Source organism: Demequina maris (assembly GCF_000971155.1).
Classification (GTDB): Bacteria; Actinomycetota; Actinomycetes; order Actinomycetales; family Demequinaceae; genus Demequina; species Demequina maris.
The window spans coordinates 145,666-159,657 of sequence record NZ_BBLX01000007.1 but is presented as its reverse complement, the minus strand read 5'-3'; the positions used below and the strand labels follow the sequence as shown (position 1 = coordinate 159,657).

13 protein-coding genes are annotated in these 13,992 nt (G+C 72.9%); 4 read left to right on the top strand and 9 right to left on the bottom strand.

The window, feature by feature from the left end; all coding sequences use genetic code 11:
* Positions 1 to 21: 21 nt before the first annotated feature.
* Entirely contained in the window at positions 22 to 1,032 is a 1,011-nt protein-coding gene (locus AOM02_RS14500) for an AMP-binding protein (RefSeq protein ID WP_062299016.1), read from the top strand.
* Positions 1,029 to 1,898, top strand: coding sequence for a 1,4-dihydroxy-2-naphthoate polyprenyltransferase (locus tag AOM02_RS10050; protein ID WP_062299015.1), 870 nt, complete (start codon positions 1,029 to 1,031; stop codon positions 1,896 to 1,898). The genes AOM02_RS14500 and AOM02_RS10050 overlap by 4 nt, the downstream gene beginning before the upstream one ends.
* 10 nt (positions 1,899 to 1,908) lie before the next feature.
* Here the strand turns inward: AOM02_RS10050 and AOM02_RS10045 are convergent, their stop codons facing one another.
* The gene (locus AOM02_RS10045; protein WP_062299014.1) at positions 1,909 to 2,187 is read right to left on the bottom strand and encodes a DUF4229 domain-containing protein; all 279 of its coding nucleotides are present in this window, start codon (positions 2,185 to 2,187) and stop codon (positions 1,909 to 1,911) included.
* A gap of 31 nt (positions 2,188 to 2,218) precedes the next feature.
* Here AOM02_RS10045 and AOM02_RS10040 point away from each other — a divergent pair, with 31 nt between their 5' ends.
* Complete coding sequence (locus AOM02_RS10040) at positions 2,219 to 2,512, top strand: PLD nuclease N-terminal domain-containing protein (RefSeq protein WP_062299013.1); 294 nt, start codon at positions 2,219 to 2,221, stop codon at positions 2,510 to 2,512.
* 142 nt (positions 2,513 to 2,654) lie between these two features.
* On the opposite strand, the gene AOM02_RS10035 is transcribed toward AOM02_RS10040, so the two are convergent.
* From AOM02_RS10035 to AOM02_RS10020, 4 genes are read right to left on the bottom strand one after another with little or no spacing between them, the layout of a single operon-like run.
* Positions 2,655 to 4,946 carry a beta-xylosidase/alpha-l-arabinosidase gene (locus AOM02_RS10035; protein ID WP_062299012.1) on the bottom strand — a complete coding sequence of 764 codons (2,292 nt, stop codon included), beginning with the start codon at positions 4,944 to 4,946 and terminating at the stop codon, positions 2,655 to 2,657.
* Positions 4,943 to 5,830, bottom strand: a complete 888-nt coding sequence (locus tag AOM02_RS10030) for a carbohydrate ABC transporter permease (protein WP_172655904.1) — start codon at positions 5,828 to 5,830, stop codon at positions 4,943 to 4,945. The genes AOM02_RS10035 and AOM02_RS10030 overlap by 4 nt, the downstream gene beginning before the upstream one ends.
* Positions 5,831 to 5,835: 5 nt before the next feature.
* On the bottom strand, positions 5,836 to 6,885 hold the full coding sequence (locus AOM02_RS10025; protein ID WP_062299010.1) for a carbohydrate ABC transporter permease: 1,050 nt from the start codon (positions 6,883 to 6,885) through the stop codon (positions 5,836 to 5,838).
* Positions 6,886 to 6,920: 35 nt separating this feature from the next.
* Positions 6,921 to 8,222 carry an ABC transporter substrate-binding protein gene (locus AOM02_RS10020; protein WP_228373812.1) on the bottom strand — a complete coding sequence of 434 codons (1,302 nt, stop codon included), beginning with the start codon at positions 8,220 to 8,222 and terminating at the stop codon, positions 6,921 to 6,923.
* A gap of 196 nt (positions 8,223 to 8,418) precedes the next feature.
* Between AOM02_RS10020 and AOM02_RS10015 the strand changes: the two genes are divergently transcribed.
* On the top strand, positions 8,419 to 9,411 hold the full coding sequence (locus AOM02_RS10015; protein WP_062299008.1) for a LacI family DNA-binding transcriptional regulator: 993 nt from the start codon (positions 8,419 to 8,421) through the stop codon (positions 9,409 to 9,411).
* A 145-nt stretch (positions 9,412 to 9,556) separates the two neighbouring features.
* On the opposite strand, the gene AOM02_RS10010 is transcribed toward AOM02_RS10015, so the two are convergent.
* Genes AOM02_RS10010 through AOM02_RS09995 form a run of 4 tightly spaced genes read right to left on the bottom strand, consistent with a single transcriptional unit; the run spans position 9,557 to position 13,973 of the window.
* Positions 9,557 to 10,690 (bottom strand): glycosyltransferase family 4 protein, encoded by a 1,134-nt coding sequence (locus AOM02_RS10010; RefSeq protein WP_062299007.1) that lies wholly within the window; start codon positions 10,688 to 10,690, stop codon positions 9,557 to 9,559.
* Entirely contained in the window at positions 10,691 to 11,656 is a 966-nt protein-coding gene (ccsB, locus tag AOM02_RS10005) for a c-type cytochrome biogenesis protein CcsB (RefSeq protein WP_062299006.1), read from the bottom strand.
* Positions 11,653 to 13,263: a cytochrome c biogenesis protein ResB gene (gene resB, locus AOM02_RS10000; RefSeq protein WP_062299005.1), complete on the bottom strand. Its 1,611-nt coding sequence runs from the start codon at positions 13,261 to 13,263 to the stop codon at positions 11,653 to 11,655. The genes ccsB and resB overlap by 4 nt, the downstream gene beginning before the upstream one ends.
* Positions 13,263 to 13,973, bottom strand: coding sequence for a cytochrome c biogenesis CcdA family protein (locus tag AOM02_RS09995; RefSeq protein WP_082099556.1), 711 nt, complete (start codon positions 13,971 to 13,973; stop codon positions 13,263 to 13,265). Before AOM02_RS09995 ends, resB begins: the two co-directional genes overlap by 1 nt.
* Positions 13,974 to 13,992 lie beyond the last annotated feature (19 nt).

Below are 13,992 nucleotides of genomic sequence, written 5' to 3'. Positions count from 1 at the left end.
GGCCGCCCTAGGCTGGACCGCGTGACCTACGCCCGCCTCGCCGAGGATCCCTTCGCCGCCGTGGACGATGCGCTCGCCGGGCGGGCCGAGGGCGTCGCCGCCGCGACGTCCGGCTCCACCGGCGCGCCGCGCGAGGTGCTGGTCCCGGCGTCCGCGATCCGCGCCTCCGCCACGCTCACCGCGGAGCGCCTGGGCGGCGAGGCCGCGTGGCTGCTCGCCCTCCCCGCGACCCGCATCGGCGGCGCGATGGTGGTCGCCCGGGCGGCGCTGGCCGGCGCGCCCCTGGTGACGATGCCCGCCGGCCCGTTCACCGCATCGTCCTTCGCGGACGCGACCGCGCGGCTGCCCGAAGGCCGCCGCCACGTCTCGCTCGTCCCCACGCAGGTGCGACGGCTGCTCGCGGACCTGGAGGGCCGGGACGCGCTCGCCGCGTACGACGCCGTGCTCGTGGGCGGCGCCGCGCTGCCGGAGCGGGACGCGCCCGCGAACCTGGTGCGCACGTACGGCATGAGCGAGACCTCGGGCGGCTGCGTGTACGACGGCCGCCCGCTCGACGGCGTGGGGGTCCGGCTCGAGGCCGACGGGCGCATCCTGCTCGCCGGGCCCACGCTGGCGGCCGGCTACGCCGACGGGGACGATGCGGCGTTCGAGACCCGCGACGGCGCCCGCTGGTTCCGCACGTCCGACGTGGGCGAGCTGCGCGAGGACGGGCGGCTGCGCGTGCTCGGCCGCGCCGACCACGTCATCAACACCGGCGGCGTCAAGGTGCACCCGCAGCGCGTCGAGCTCGCGCTCGAGCGCGCGGGCGCGACGGCCGCCGCGGTGGTCGGGGTGCCCGACCCCGAGTGGGGCGAGCGCGTCGTCGCCGTGGTCGAGGGACCGGTGGACGATGCGGCGCTCGCCGCGGCGCTCGAGGGTCTGCCCTCGTACGAGCGCCCGAAGCGCATCGTCCGCGCGTCCGTGCCACGCACGGCGGGTGGGAAGATTGACCGGCCGGCCGCACGAGGCCTGGCGAGCGAGGAGGATCGATGACCACCACCGCCGACTGGATCGCGGGCGCACGCCCCCGCACGCTGTGGACCGGCGCGGTGCCGGTGATCGTGGGCTCCGCCGCGGCGATCGCGGAGGGCGGCTTCCGGCTGATCCCGGCGCTGCTCGCGCTCGGCGTCGCGCTGGCGCTGCAGGTGGGCTCCAACTACGCCAACGACTACTCGGACGGCATCCGCGGCACCGACATCGACCGCATCGGGCCGGAGCGTCTCGTCGCCTCCGGGAAGGCGCTGCCGTCGTCGGTCAAGCGCGCGGCCTACCTGTCGTTCCTCGCGGGCGCACTGCTGGGCCTCGCGCTGGTGGTCTACGTCGAGATGTGGTGGCTGCTCGCGGTGGGCGCGGTCGCTATCGTCGCGGCCTGGACCTACACGGGCTCGTCGCGGCCCTACGGCTACGCCGGCTGGGGCGAGGTCAGCGTGTTCGTGTTCTTCGGCCCGGTGGCGGTGCTGGGCACCATGCTCACGCAGGCCGGCCACGTCACGTGGTGGGCCGTCGTGGCCTCCGCGGGCGTGGGGCTGTACGCGGTCGCGCTGCTGCTGGTCAACAACATCCGCGACCTCGAGACGGACGCGCTCGCCGGCAAGCGCACGCTGGCGGTGAAGGTCGGCGAGCTCCGTGCCCGCCAGCTGTTCGCGGCCTCGGTGACGCTGCCCGTGGGGCTCGCGGTGATCGTCGCGTTCGCGCACCCGTGGGTGCTGATCTCGACGATGGTCGCGCTGCCGTCGGTGATCATCGCGTTCGGCATGCGCATGGGCGCGTCGGGCCGGAACTTCGCGGTGATGTTCCAGGGCATCAGCGGCGTGGGCCTCGCCTACGGCCTGCTGATGGCGGTCGGGCTGGCGCTGTAGCGCTCCGGCGCTAGCGGCCGGCCGGGGAGCCGTTCTCGGTGTCGGCGCCGATCTCGGCGTCCTCCTCCGCGTCGGCCTCGCGCAGCCCCTTCTCGGAGCGGGAGATCCAGCGGTCCATCTGCTCGGAGGCGCGGACGCGCAGGCCCGGGAGCGCCAGGTAGGACACCAGCCAGGCCACCACGAAGGCGGCGAGGAACGCGATCACGTCCCGCCAGCCCACGGCCCACAGCACGCCGAGGACGGCGAGGAAGATGCCCGTCCGGGCACCCCAGTACGCAAGAACGCTCATGGCTCAACGGTACCCGGCGTACGCTTGATGGATGGCTCGCGTCCTTCCTCTCCTCGTCTACCTGGGGCTCGTCATCTACGCCCTCTCGGACGCGATGCAGCGTCCCGAGAAGGATCCGTACGGGGTGTCGAAGTGGCTGTGGGCGGCGATCATCGTGCTGCTGCCCTACGTGGGCGCGATCGGCTGGATCCTGCTGAGCCGCACGCGTCCCGACAGCGGACCGCAGCGACGCTCGGAGCCCGTGGCGCCGGACGACGACCCCGAGTACCTCGCGTGGCTGCGCGAGCAGTCCCGCCGCAAGCGCCAGAGCGGCGAGGGGCGCTGACCCTTCGGCCCCTCGGGCGCGAGCCCGTGTGTCGGACCGATCGCGGATCGATCCGACAGACGGGCTCATCCCAGCCTCCAGGTCGGACCGATCGCCGATCGATCCGACATCCGGGCCTAGTCCGAGCGGGGGGCGAGAGCTCTCAGCCCACCTCGACGCGGACGCGGCGGGCGCTCTCGCGTCCGACCGCGCATCGTGACCCCGTGAGCGCCACGACCGCCTCGAGCTCGCGCCGCACCGGGGTGCCGACCCACAGCTCCACCTCGCCCGGCTCGACCGCCCGCACCAGTTGGCGGCCCGAGAACGCGAGCCGCGCCGCCGGGATGTCGAGCGTCACGCGCCGCGACTCCCCCGCCGCGAGCGGGACGCGGGCGAAGCCCACGAGCTGCGCGACCGGCCGCGTGAGCGACGCGCGCCGCTGGTGCGCGTAGACCTGCACCACCTCGTCGCCGTCGCGGTCGCCGGTGTTGCGCACGGTCACGGCGACGCGCATCGTGCCGTCCGTGGCCGCGTCCACGGCCGCGAGGTCCTCGTACGCGAACGTCGTGTACGACAGGCCCTCGCCGAAGCCCAGCGGCGGCGCCGAGGACAGGTTGGTGACGTCGGTGTCGCCGCCGAGCCGCGGGTGCAGGTAGCTGTACGGCTGCGCGCCGGTGTCGCGAGGGATGCTCACGGGCAGGCGGCCGGAGGGGTTGACCCGGCCGGACAGCACGCCCGCGATCGCACGCGCGCCCTCCTCGCCCGGGAAGAACGCCTGCACCACGGCCGCGCACCGCTCGAGCGCCCAGCCGATCGCGTACGGGCGGCCCGTCACCAGCACGAGCACCACGGGGGTGCCGGTCGCGAGCACCTCCTCGACGAGGTCGCGCTGGACGCCGGGCAGCTCGAGCGAGTCGGTGTCGCAGCCCTCGCCCGAGGTGCCGCGGCCGAACAGCCCCGCCTGGTCGCCGACCACGACGATCGCGACGTCCGCGGCCTGCGCCGCGGAGACCGCCTCGGCGAAGCCGTCGCGCGAGCCGTCCTGGACGTCGCAGCCGCGCGCGGACAGGACCGGGCCCAGCTCGTCGCGGACCGCGTCGAGCACCGTGGGCACGTCGAGCCCGAGCTCGGTGCCGGGACGCTTGTCGAGCACGTGGTTGGCGAACGAGTAGCAGCCGAACATCGCCTGGTAGCGGTCGGCGTTGGGGCCGATGACCGCGATCCGGGACGATGCGCCGGAGCCTGCCGCCGCATCGTCCCCCGCCGCGGCGAGGGGCAGCGTGCCGTCGTTGGCGAGCAGGACGATGCCGCGCTCCGCGAGCAGCCGGGCGACCTCACGGTGCTCGGGCCCGTCGAGCTCGACGCCGCTGGGCGCCGGGCCGTCGAACGAGGCGTCGAGGAGGCCGAGCGACTCCTTCTGCGCGAGCACCCGCGCGACCGCGCGGTCGACGAGCTCCTCGGGCACCCGGCCGTCGCGCACCGCGGCCGCGAGCGGCGCGAGGTAGGCGTCGCCCGTGGGCAGCTCGACGTCCACGCCGGCCTCGAGCGCGAGCGCGGCGGCCTCGGAGAGGTCCCGCGCGATGCCGTGCAGCAGGTGGAGGAACGCGACGCCGAAGTAGTCGGCCACCACCACGCCGTCGAAGCCCCACTCGTCGCGGAGCACGCCCGTGAGGAGCGAGCCGTCGGCCGCCGTGGGCATGCCGTCGATCTCGGTGTAGGCGTGCATGACGGAGCGCACCCCGCCGTCGACCACGGCCATCTCGAACGGCACCATCATGACGTCGCGCAGCTCGCGCGGGCCCATCGAGACGGGCCCGAAGTTGCGTCCCGAGCGCGACGCCGAGTAGCCGACGAAGTGCTTGAGGGTCGCGTGCACGCCCTCGGACTGGACGCCCTCGACGTAGCTGGTGCCGATCTCGCCGACCAGGTACGGGTCCTCGCCGATGCACTCCTCGACGCGGCCCCAGCGGGGGTCGCGCACCACGTCGAGCACCGGCGCGAGGCCCTGGTGGATGCCGAGCGCGCGGCAGTCGCGGCCGATGAGCGCGCCCATGCGCGCCACCAGCGCGGGGTCGAAGGCCGCTCCCCACGTGAGCGGGCCGGGGTAGGTCGCCGCCTTCCACGCGGACAGGCCGGTGAGGATCTCCTCGTGGACGATGGCCGGGATGCCCTGGCGGGTCCCCGTCACCAGCGCCCGCTGCCGCTCCCACAGGACCCGGGCCCGCGCATCGGCGTCCACGGGGGTGGTGCCGTAGATGCGCGTGAAGTGACCGATGCCGTGGCGGGTGGCCTCGTCGAGGCCGCCGGTGACGGACACCTCGCCCTGGAGCGGGGCGACCACGTCGCCCTTCTCGTCCTCCCAGAAGCCGGTGATCTGCGCGAGCTTCTCCTCGAGCGTCATGTCCGCCAGCAGCGACGCGACACGCGAGCTCACGACGACGTCGACCGCGGTCATCCCTTCACCGCCCCGGTGAGGCCGTCGACGATGCGGCGCTCCATCAGCAGGAAGAAGGCCAGCGCCGGCAGCATCGCGAGCGACGTGTAGGCCATGATCATGGTCGTCGCCGCGGCGTGCTGCCCCTGGAACGTGGTGACGCCGAGCGGCAGGGTCATGCCGGTCGGGTCGCCCGTGAGCAGCAGCAGCGGCAGCAGGTACGCGTTCCACGAGCCGATGAAGGCGAGCACGCCCACCGTGACCATCGCGGGCCGCGCGAGCGGCAGCAGCATCCTCCAGAAGAAGCCGATGCGCGAGATGCCGTCCATGAAGGACGCCTCCTCGAGCTCCTTGGGCAGGGCGGCGAGGAACGGCCGCAGGATGATGATGGTGACCGGCAGGCCGAACGCGATCTGCGGGATCACGAGGCCCCACAGGCCCGTGAGCCCCATGTCGCGCAGCAGCAGGTACAGCGGCAGCACCGCGACGGTCAGCGGGAACATCAGGCCAGTGGTGAAGATGACGAACACCAGCTCGCGGCCCTTGAACGAGTACCGCGCGAGCGGGTACGCCGCCATCGTCCCGAACAGGACCACGCCGGCGGTGGTCGCCACCGCGACGAGCGTCGAGTTGAGCAGCTGGCGCCAGAACAGCGGCTTGGACAGGATGTCCCAGTAGTTCTGCCACATGAACGGGTCGGGGAAGCCGGTGGGGTTCGCGGCGAGGTCGCCCTGGGTGCGGAAGCCGCCCAGGATCAGGTACAGGATCGGGCCGAGCGTCAGCCCGACGCCCACGAGCGCGATGCCGACGGCCACGTAGGCCGAGCCCTCGGGCATGAGTCCCCGCCGGCGGCGTCCCTCGGGGGACGATGCGGCGGTCGAGCGGGCAGGGGTGTCGACGGACATCGTCGTCACCTGGCCTTTCGGGGGTGGGCGTTGTCGCGGCGCAGGATGGTCGCCATGTAGGCGAGCGCGATGACGAACGACAGGAAGAACATGATCACGGCGATCGCGGAGCCGTAGCCCCAGTCCGCCCGGAAGAAGCCGATCTCCATCATGTAGCTGGCGATCGTCGAGTACTGGCCGGCGGTGCCGCCGCGGTTGAGCACCCACACCATGTCGAACAGCTGGATCGAGCCGATGATCGACAGGAACGCCCAGATGCGGATGGTGGGCCCGATGAGCGGGATGTTGATGCGCCACTGGATCTGCCACCAGCTGGCGCCGTCGATCGCGGCGGCCTCCTGGAGGTCCTCGCTCACGCCCGACAGGCCGGCGAGGAACAGGATGATGGCGAGGCCGACGTACTTCCACGTGATGATGAAGAACACGGTCCAGAAGCCCCACGTGGGGTCCTCGAACCAGCCGCCCGCCGGCATGTCGAGACCGATGCCGCGCATGAGCTCGGTCGCGATGCCGTTGGGGTCGAAGATGATGAGCCACATGGTTCCGGCGATGACCTCGCTCAGCACGTAGGGGGCGAAGATCACCACCCGCGTGAAGGCGCGGCCGCGGAAGCGGCGGTTGAGGGTGAGCGCGACCGCCAGCGCGATGGGCAGCTGCACCGCCATCGACAGGAAGATGATCGCGAAGTTGTGGCTGAGCGCCTCCCAGAAGGGCTGGGAGTAGGCCGTGGTGAAGGCCTGCTGGGTGGCGGGGTCGGTGCCGCCGAACAGCGCCCGCGCGTAGTTCTCGAAGCCGATGAACTCGGCGTCCGAGAACTGCGAGACGCCGTTCCACTTGTAGAGGCTGAACCGGGCCGCCGACACGACCGGGTAGACGACGAACGTGAGGAACAGCACCATCGCGGGGCCGACGAAGAGGGCGATCTCCGCCCACTTGCGGACCGTCGCGCGACGGGTGTGCTCGGATGCAGGGGTCACCGGGCGGGTCCCCGCCGCCGACGCCTGGGCGTCGACGGCGGGGGCCGCGCTGCGACCCGAGGCCTCCAGTGCGGTCACCAGGGAGCCTCGCTTTCTAGTCGCAGGGATCGGTGTCAGGAGGTCGCCGCGGCGGCCGTCATCATGTCGACGACACCCTGGGCGTCGCCCGTGCCGTTGAAGATGTTGACGATGCCGTCGTTCATGGCGCCGCCGACGTTGGGGCCGAGCAGGGTGTCCATCCAGAGCTGGACGTACGCCGCGCTCGAGGTGGTCTGCGCGATCTCCTGCAGGACCGGGTCGGTGACCGCGTCCGCGGCCGCCGGGGCCACGGGCAGGCCGCCCACGGCCTCCGCGTAGCCACGCTGGACGTCGTCGCTCACGATGTACGCGAGGAAGTCCGCGCACTCAGCAGGGGCGTCCACGTAGCAGGAGAAGCCGTCGCCGCCGCCCATCGCCGCGGACGGGTCGCCGGAGCCGCCGTCGGTGGCGGGCATCGGGAACCAGTCGAGGTCGTCGTGCAGCGCCTGCTTCGCCTCGTCCGAGCCGTCGGTGAAGCCCTCGTAGACGAAGTAGTTCCACTGGCCCATGAGCTCCATCGCGGCCTTGCCGTTCGCGACCATGCCCGCCGACGAGGTCGCGCCGGTCTGGGCGACGGTCGACGTGAACTGGGGCTGGAACGGCTCGGTGGCGAGGAAGTCCTCGAGCTGCGTGCCGGCGTCGAGCCAGCACGGGTCCGAGAAGTCGAGGCTGGTGCCCGCGCTCGCGACCACGTCCTGCGAGCAGGAGCGGAGCGCGAAGTTGTACCACCAGTGCGCGGCAGGCCAGCCGTCGGAGGCGCCGACGGCGATCGGCACGATGCCGGCGTCCTTGAGCTTCTGGACGGCGTCGTCGAGCTCCGCCATGGTGGTGGGCTCCTCGGTGATGCCGGCCTCCTCGAAGAGGGAGGGGCGGTACCAGATGCCCTCGACCGCGAACTGGAACGGCAGGCCGTAAGTGACGCCGTCCACCTGCCACGGCGCGACGCCGCCGCCGAGGCGGTCGATGTCGTCCGCGAGCACGTCGGACAGGTCCATGAGGTAGCCGGCCTCGGCCTGCGCCGCCATCTCGCCGCCGCCCCACTGCTGGAACAGGTCGGGCGCGTCGCCCGACTGCAGCGCGGTGGGGATGCGCGTGCGCTGGAGGTCCTCGTTCTGGATCTGCTCGATCTCGATCGTCACGTTGGGGTGGTCCGCCATGTAGTCGGCCGCGACCGTGTCCCAGTAGTCACCGAGCGAGTTCTCGCCGGTGTCGCCCGCCACTCCGTTGTGCCACCACGTGAGGGTGACCGGAGCGTCGCCCGAGCCTCCGTCGGTGGAGTCGGCGGTGCTGCCGCCGTCCCCCGGATCGCTCGAGCTGCACGCTGCCAGCAGCGCCATGGATGCTGCGATCGCCGCTCCCGCAGCGGCCCTTCGCATGTTCGCCATGATGTCCCCTTTCGTCTCCATTGACTCAGGCCGAACAGTGGGGAGTCTGGCACCGCATCACGGCGTTCGTCAAACGTTATCGATAACGTTTTCGCAACGGGGCTTCGGGCACCCGGTGACGCACCCCGGGGCCCGATAGCATGCGGGCATGGAACCGGTCGCCCGCGTGAAGCTCGCAGACGTGGCCCGCATGGCGGGCGTCTCGGTCGCCACCGTGTCCAAGGTGGTCAACGGCCGCTACGGCGTCTCGAAGGACACGATCGCGAAGGTCCAGCGCGTCATCGACGAGCTCGGCTACGCGGGCAACCTGTCCGCCGCCGCGCTGCGCGGCCAGCGCACCAACGTGCTCGGCATCCTCGTGGCCGGCTTCGAGCCGTTCTCCGCGGAGCTGATGAAGGGCGCCTGGACCGGCGCCGAGGGCAGCGGCTACGAGCTGCTCGCCCACTCGGGCGGCCACGGCCACGGCTGGGAGCGGCGCTCGCTCGCGCGGCTCGCGGGCACCCTGGTCGACGGCGCGATCCTGGTGACGCCCACGGTCCTCAACACCGAGACCGGCGTGCCGGTGGTCGCGATCGACCCGCACTACGGCCCGTCGTCGCTGCCCACCGTCGACTCCGACAACTACGGGGGCGCGCGGGCCGCGACCGACCATCTCCTCGGCCTCGGCCACCGCCGCATCGGCTTCCTCGGCGGGCGCCGCGACCTCGACTCGGGCCGCCGCCGCGAGGACGGCTTCCGCGACGCGATGGCGGCGGCGGGCGTCGACGTGGACGAGGACCTCGCGGTCGAGACCAGCTACGAGCCCGAGCTCGCGGCGGCCGCCGCGGAGTCGATGTTCAGCCTGCCGCAGCCGCCCACCGCCATCTTCGCGGCGAACGACACCACCGCGCTCGCGGTCATGGACGTCGCGGCGGACATGGGGATCGCGGTGCCGCACGAGCTGTCGATCGTCGGCTTCGACGACATCCCCGAGGCCGCCGGCGCGGCGGTCCCGCTCACGACCGTCCGCCAGCCGCTGCAGGCGATGGGCGCCGAGGCGATGGAGATGCTCCTCCTGCTGGTCCGCGGCGAGCGGTGCGAGCAGCACGTGCGGATGGACACGACGCTCATCGTGCGCGGGTCGACGGCCCCGCCGCGCTGAGCCCGCCCCCGAGCCTGCCTCCCGCCCCTGCGCCGGCCTGGAAAGCGGGCGATGTGCGGATCGACCCGCGTCTCGGGCACGGATGGCCTGGAATGCGGACGATGCGCGAGATCGCCCGCGTACCGGGTCCACCTCCCGGCGGGGCTCAGGCGGCGTAGAGCTCCAGCACCTGGGCGCCCACGGTCTCGACGTCGAAGCGCCGCACGCGCGCGGCCTGCTCGGTGTGGAGGGCCGCGCGTAGCTCCTCGTCGCACAGCAGCGCCTCGAGCGCATCCGCGAAGGCCTCCACGTCGCGCGCGTCGACGGACACGTACGGGTCGTCGCCGATCACGGACAGGTAGCCGGGGTTGGCGCCCGCGAGCACCACGCCCGCGCCGCGGCCCGCCAGCGACGCCATCGCCTCGACGAGCACGATCCCGAAGCTCTCGCCGCCGGTGGCGGGGAACACGGCGACGTCGGCGTCGGCGTAGAACGCGGCCTTGTCCTCCTCCGCGACGAAGCCGGCGAGCGTCACCCGCTCGAGCCCGTTCGCCTCGATGGCCGCCTCGAGCTCGCCCTGGAGCGGCCCCTTGCCGCCGAGCCGCACCTCGATGCGGTCCTGGACGTCGTCCGGCAGCTGCCCGAGCGCGCGCACGAGCTCGATCACGCCCTTGCGCTCGACCAGGCGCCCGAGGAACGCGACCACGAGCCGCCCGTCCTCCCCCGGCACGCGCGCGGTCCCCGCGGCGGCGGCCGCGAAGCCGGTCACGTCCACGGGGCACGGGACCACCCGCGCGTCGATGCCGAAGGCCGACCGGGCGAAGGCCGCCGCGGGCTCGGACACCGCCATGAACGCGTCGAAGCGGCGCAGGTTGCGCCGCAGCACCCGGCCGAGCGCGTGCGTGCCCCACGAGGAGACCTTCGAGTCGGGGAGGATGTGGAACGTCCCGACGATGCGCACGTCGTCGCCGAAGAGGCGGCGCGCCTCGTCGACGACGCGCGCCGCGAACAGCGGCGAGTGCGGGGTCTGGACGTGGATGACGTCGTAGCGCTCGCGCTCGAGCACCGCGCGGATCCCGGCGCGCGACGCGGGCAGCGGGATCCGCAGCCCGTTGCCGTTGAACGTCACGCCGACGTTCCGCGCGAGCGAGTGGACCGTGACGTCGGTGCGCTCGGCGGACGAGCTGAGGTAGTGGACCTCGTGCCCGGCGCGGGACAGGAACGCGCCCAGGGTGAGGACGTACTGCTGGACCCCGTCGGTCCGGTCGATGCTGTCGTCGAGGACCAGCGCGACCTTCACTCAGGACCCCGCGTACGTGTGCAGGCCCTGGAAGAACAGGTTGACCACGGTGAAGTTCATGATGAGCGCGACGTAGCCGGCGATCGCCAGCCATGCGCTGCGACGGCCCGCCCAGCCCTGCGTGGTGCGCGCGTGCAGGTACGCGGCGTACAGCACCCAGATGACGAAGGACCAGACCTCCTTGGGGTCCCAGCCCCAGTAGCGGCCCCACGCGTGCTCCGCCCAGATCGCGCCGGCCATCACGGTGAAGGTCCACAGCACGAAGCCCACGGCGTTCATGCGGAAGGACAGCGCCTCGAGCTTGGCGGCGGACGGCACCGCCTCGAGCCAGCGGAAGCGCGCGCCGGCCCAGCGGCGGCCGGTGGCACGCGAGTCCCGCATGAGCTGCAGCGCGGAGGTCACGAAGGACACCGTGAGGATTCCGGTGACGATCGTCGCGATCGACACGTGGATGACCAGCCAGTAGCTCTGGAGGGCCGGCGGCAGCGTGTCGACGTCCTTGTAGAGCACGGTCAGCGCGAGGCCGAGCGCGATCGTCGCCATGCCGGTGACGCCCGCGCCCAGGAACGCGATGTCGCGCCTGCGCTGGATGATGAGGAAGGCCGCCACCGCGAAGAACGAGCCCGAGATCGTGTACTCGTACATGTTCGACCACGGCACGTGGCCCGCGTCGATCCCGCGCGCGGCCAGGCCGACCGCGTGGAGCATCGCGCCCACGAGCGTGGTCGCGCGGGCGATGCCGGCGGCCTTGGCGGAGCGCTTGACGGGGGACGATGCGGCGGGCGCCTCCGCGACGAGCGGCGCATCGGCGGGGGCGCCGGCCCCCACGGGGACGGCGACGGCGGCCTTGGCCGCCACCTTCTCGTCGGCGACGCGGGCGAGACGGATCGCGTACGCGAACATCGCGATCGCGTAGAGCGTGGTGGCGCCCCACAGCGTCATGACGCTGAGCTCGGTGACGTTCATTCCTCTTCCTTCTCCTCCGCGCCCGGGGCGGGCTCGCGGCCCGCGGCCGCGGCGATCGCGCGCTCGAGGACGCCGCCGACCCCCGCATCGTGCGCCGGCGCGTAGGCGGCTCCGGTGACCACTGTAGTTCCGTCGTCGTCGCGCGCGACCAGCCAGACCTTGCGGCGGGAGGCGAACAGCGAGGTCGCGAGGCCCACGAGCGTGAGCACGGCGGCGGTGAGCAGCCAGGGCAGCGACGGGTCGGCGCGCAGGTCGAAGGCGCCGTAGCGCGGCAGCTCCTCGAAGGTGACCGAGCCCAGGCCGTCGGGCAGGTCGACCGTCTCGCCGAGCGCGAGGCGCAACGTGACCGGCTGGCCGTCCTCGTCCTGCACGGGGCTCAGCTGGGACTCGTCCAGCGTGTAGACGTTCTGAGGGATGCCCGCGTCGAGGCCCAGGTCGCCGGTGTAGGCGAGCATCTCGATGACCGGGTTGGCGGGGTCCGGGTGGATCGAGCCGACCGCGAACGGGCCCTCGAGGAACGTCGGGTAGAGCGTCGCCTTGAAGCCCAGCTGCTCGCCGGTGGTGACGTCGGGCACCTTGACCACGCCGGTCGACGTGTACGCCGCGTCCTGCGCGAGGAACACGACCGGCCCGGAGAACGCGACCTCGCCCGCGGCGTCGCGGACCGTGAGGACGGGCGCGTAGCCGTTGCCCTGCAGGTACACCTTGGCGTCGCCCGACTCGAGCGGGTGGTTGACGGAGATCTCCTCCGCGACCGGCTCCTCGCCGGGCTCGGTGTAGGTGACGTTCGCCTGGAAGTGCAGCGGGCGACCCGTGTCGGAGAACGATGCGTCGAGCGAGTCGAGGCGGATGGTGAACGGGTCGAGGTCGGACGGGTCGAACAGCGACCCGGACGAGAACGTGTCGTACGCGGACACCGCGTTGGTGAACGAGCGGCCCTCGACCACGATCGCCTGACCGCGGTAGGTGAAGAGCGTGCCGTACGCGACCGCGAGCAGCACCGCCACGAGCGAGGCGTGGAAGACGAGGTTGCCCAGCTCGCGCATGTGGCCCGTCTCGGCCGCGAGCGCGACCGAGCCGTCGTCGCGGCGGTCGATCCGGACGCGGTAGCCGCGCAGCGCCCCCACCCAGCCCGCGCGGGGGCGGAGCACGGCGGAGGCCCGGGCCAGCGCATCGTCCGGAGCGACGTCGGCCCGCTCGGGGCCCGCGCCGTCGTAGCGCGACAGCGAGCGGGGCGTGGCCGCGATGGGGCGGCGCAGCTCGCGGTAGTGGTGGGCCGCGCGTGGCGCGATGCAGCCGATGAGCGACGCGAACAGCAGCAGGTAGATCGCGGTGAACCAGGCGGAGCCGAAGACGTCGAGGAAGCCGGTGGCGTCGAGGAACGGCCCCCAGAACGGGTTGTCCGCGACGAAGGCGCGGGTCGCGGCGGCGTCCTGGGGCCACTGCGGCAGCACCGAGCCGGGGATCGAGGCGAGCGCGAGCAGCAGCAGCAGGATGAGCGCGACGCGCATGCTCGTGACCTGCCGCCAGATCCACCGCAGCCAGCCCCGGAACCCGAGGCGCGGCGCGGCGGGGACGACGTAGTTGTCGAGCTTCACGCGTGCCATCAGACGGCCACCCAGAACGAGTCGATCCACCCCTGGAGCTGCGCGGTGAGGCTGTCCCACAGCCCCGTGACGAGCAGCACGCCCAGGACGATGAGCAGCGCGCCGCCCACCCGCATGAGCGCGAGCCGGTGGCGGCGCAGCCAGCCGAGCACCTTGCCGGAGCGCTCGAACAGGACCGCGAGCAGCACGAACGGCAGGCCCAGGCCCACGCAGTACGCGACCGCGAGCGCGACGCCGCGGCCCTGGGTCGCCTCGGACAGCCCGAGCGTGTAGACGGCCGCGAGGGTGGGGCCGATGCACGGGGTCCAGCCGAGGCCGAACGCGACGCCGAGCACGGGGGCGCCGGCGAGGCCGGCGGTGGGGCTGACGTGGAGGCGCTTCTCCGTCTGCAGGAACGGCAGCGCGCCCATGAAGGCGAAGCCGAGCAGGATGATCACCACGCCGAGGAGGCGGGTGATGAGCGTGAGGTACGGCGCGAGCACGGCGCCCAGCGACGAGGCGAGGAAGCCGAACGTGATGAACACCGCGGAGAAGCCGAGCACGAACAGCAGCGCCCCGATCACCAGCCTGGGCTTGGAGGCCTTGCCGGTGCCGCCCGCGCCGGCCATCCCCGAGACGTAGCCGAGGTAGCCGGGCACCAGGGGCACGACGCACGGCGACGCGAAGCTCACCAGGCCGGCGAGGACCGCGACGGGCACCGCCAGCAGCATCGAGCCCGAGAGCGCGACG

Coding starts and splice junctions, on each gene's coding strand:
- AOM02_RS10050 (WP_062299015.1), top strand. CDS start 1,029: ATGACCACCACCGCCGACTGGATCGCGGGCGCACGCCCCCGCACGCTG.
- AOM02_RS10045 (WP_062299014.1), bottom strand. CDS start 2,187: ATGAGCGTTCTTGCGTACTGGGGTGCCCGGACGGGCATCTTCCTCGCC.
- AOM02_RS10040 (WP_062299013.1), top strand. CDS start 2,219: ATGGCTCGCGTCCTTCCTCTCCTCGTCTACCTGGGGCTCGTCATCTAC.
- AOM02_RS10035 (WP_062299012.1), bottom strand. CDS start 4,946: ATGACCGCGGTCGACGTCGTCGTGAGCTCGCGTGTCGCGTCGCTGCTG.
- AOM02_RS10030 (WP_172655904.1), bottom strand. CDS start 5,830: ATGTCCGTCGACACCCCTGCCCGCTCGACCGCCGCATCGTCCCCCGAG.
- AOM02_RS10020 (WP_228373812.1), bottom strand. CDS start 8,222: ATGGCGCTGCTGGCAGCGTGCAGCTCGAGCGATCCGGGGGACGGCGGC.
- AOM02_RS10015 (WP_062299008.1), top strand. CDS start 8,419: ATGGAACCGGTCGCCCGCGTGAAGCTCGCAGACGTGGCCCGCATGGCG.
- ccsB (WP_062299006.1), bottom strand. CDS start 11,656: ATGAACGTCACCGAGCTCAGCGTCATGACGCTGTGGGGCGCCACCACG.
- resB (WP_062299005.1), bottom strand. CDS start 13,263: ATGGCACGCGTGAAGCTCGACAACTACGTCGTCCCCGCCGCGCCGCGC.
- AOM02_RS09995 (WP_082099556.1), bottom strand. CDS start 13,973: ATGCTGCTGGCGGTGCCCGTCGCGGTCCTCGCCGGCCTGGTGAGCTTC.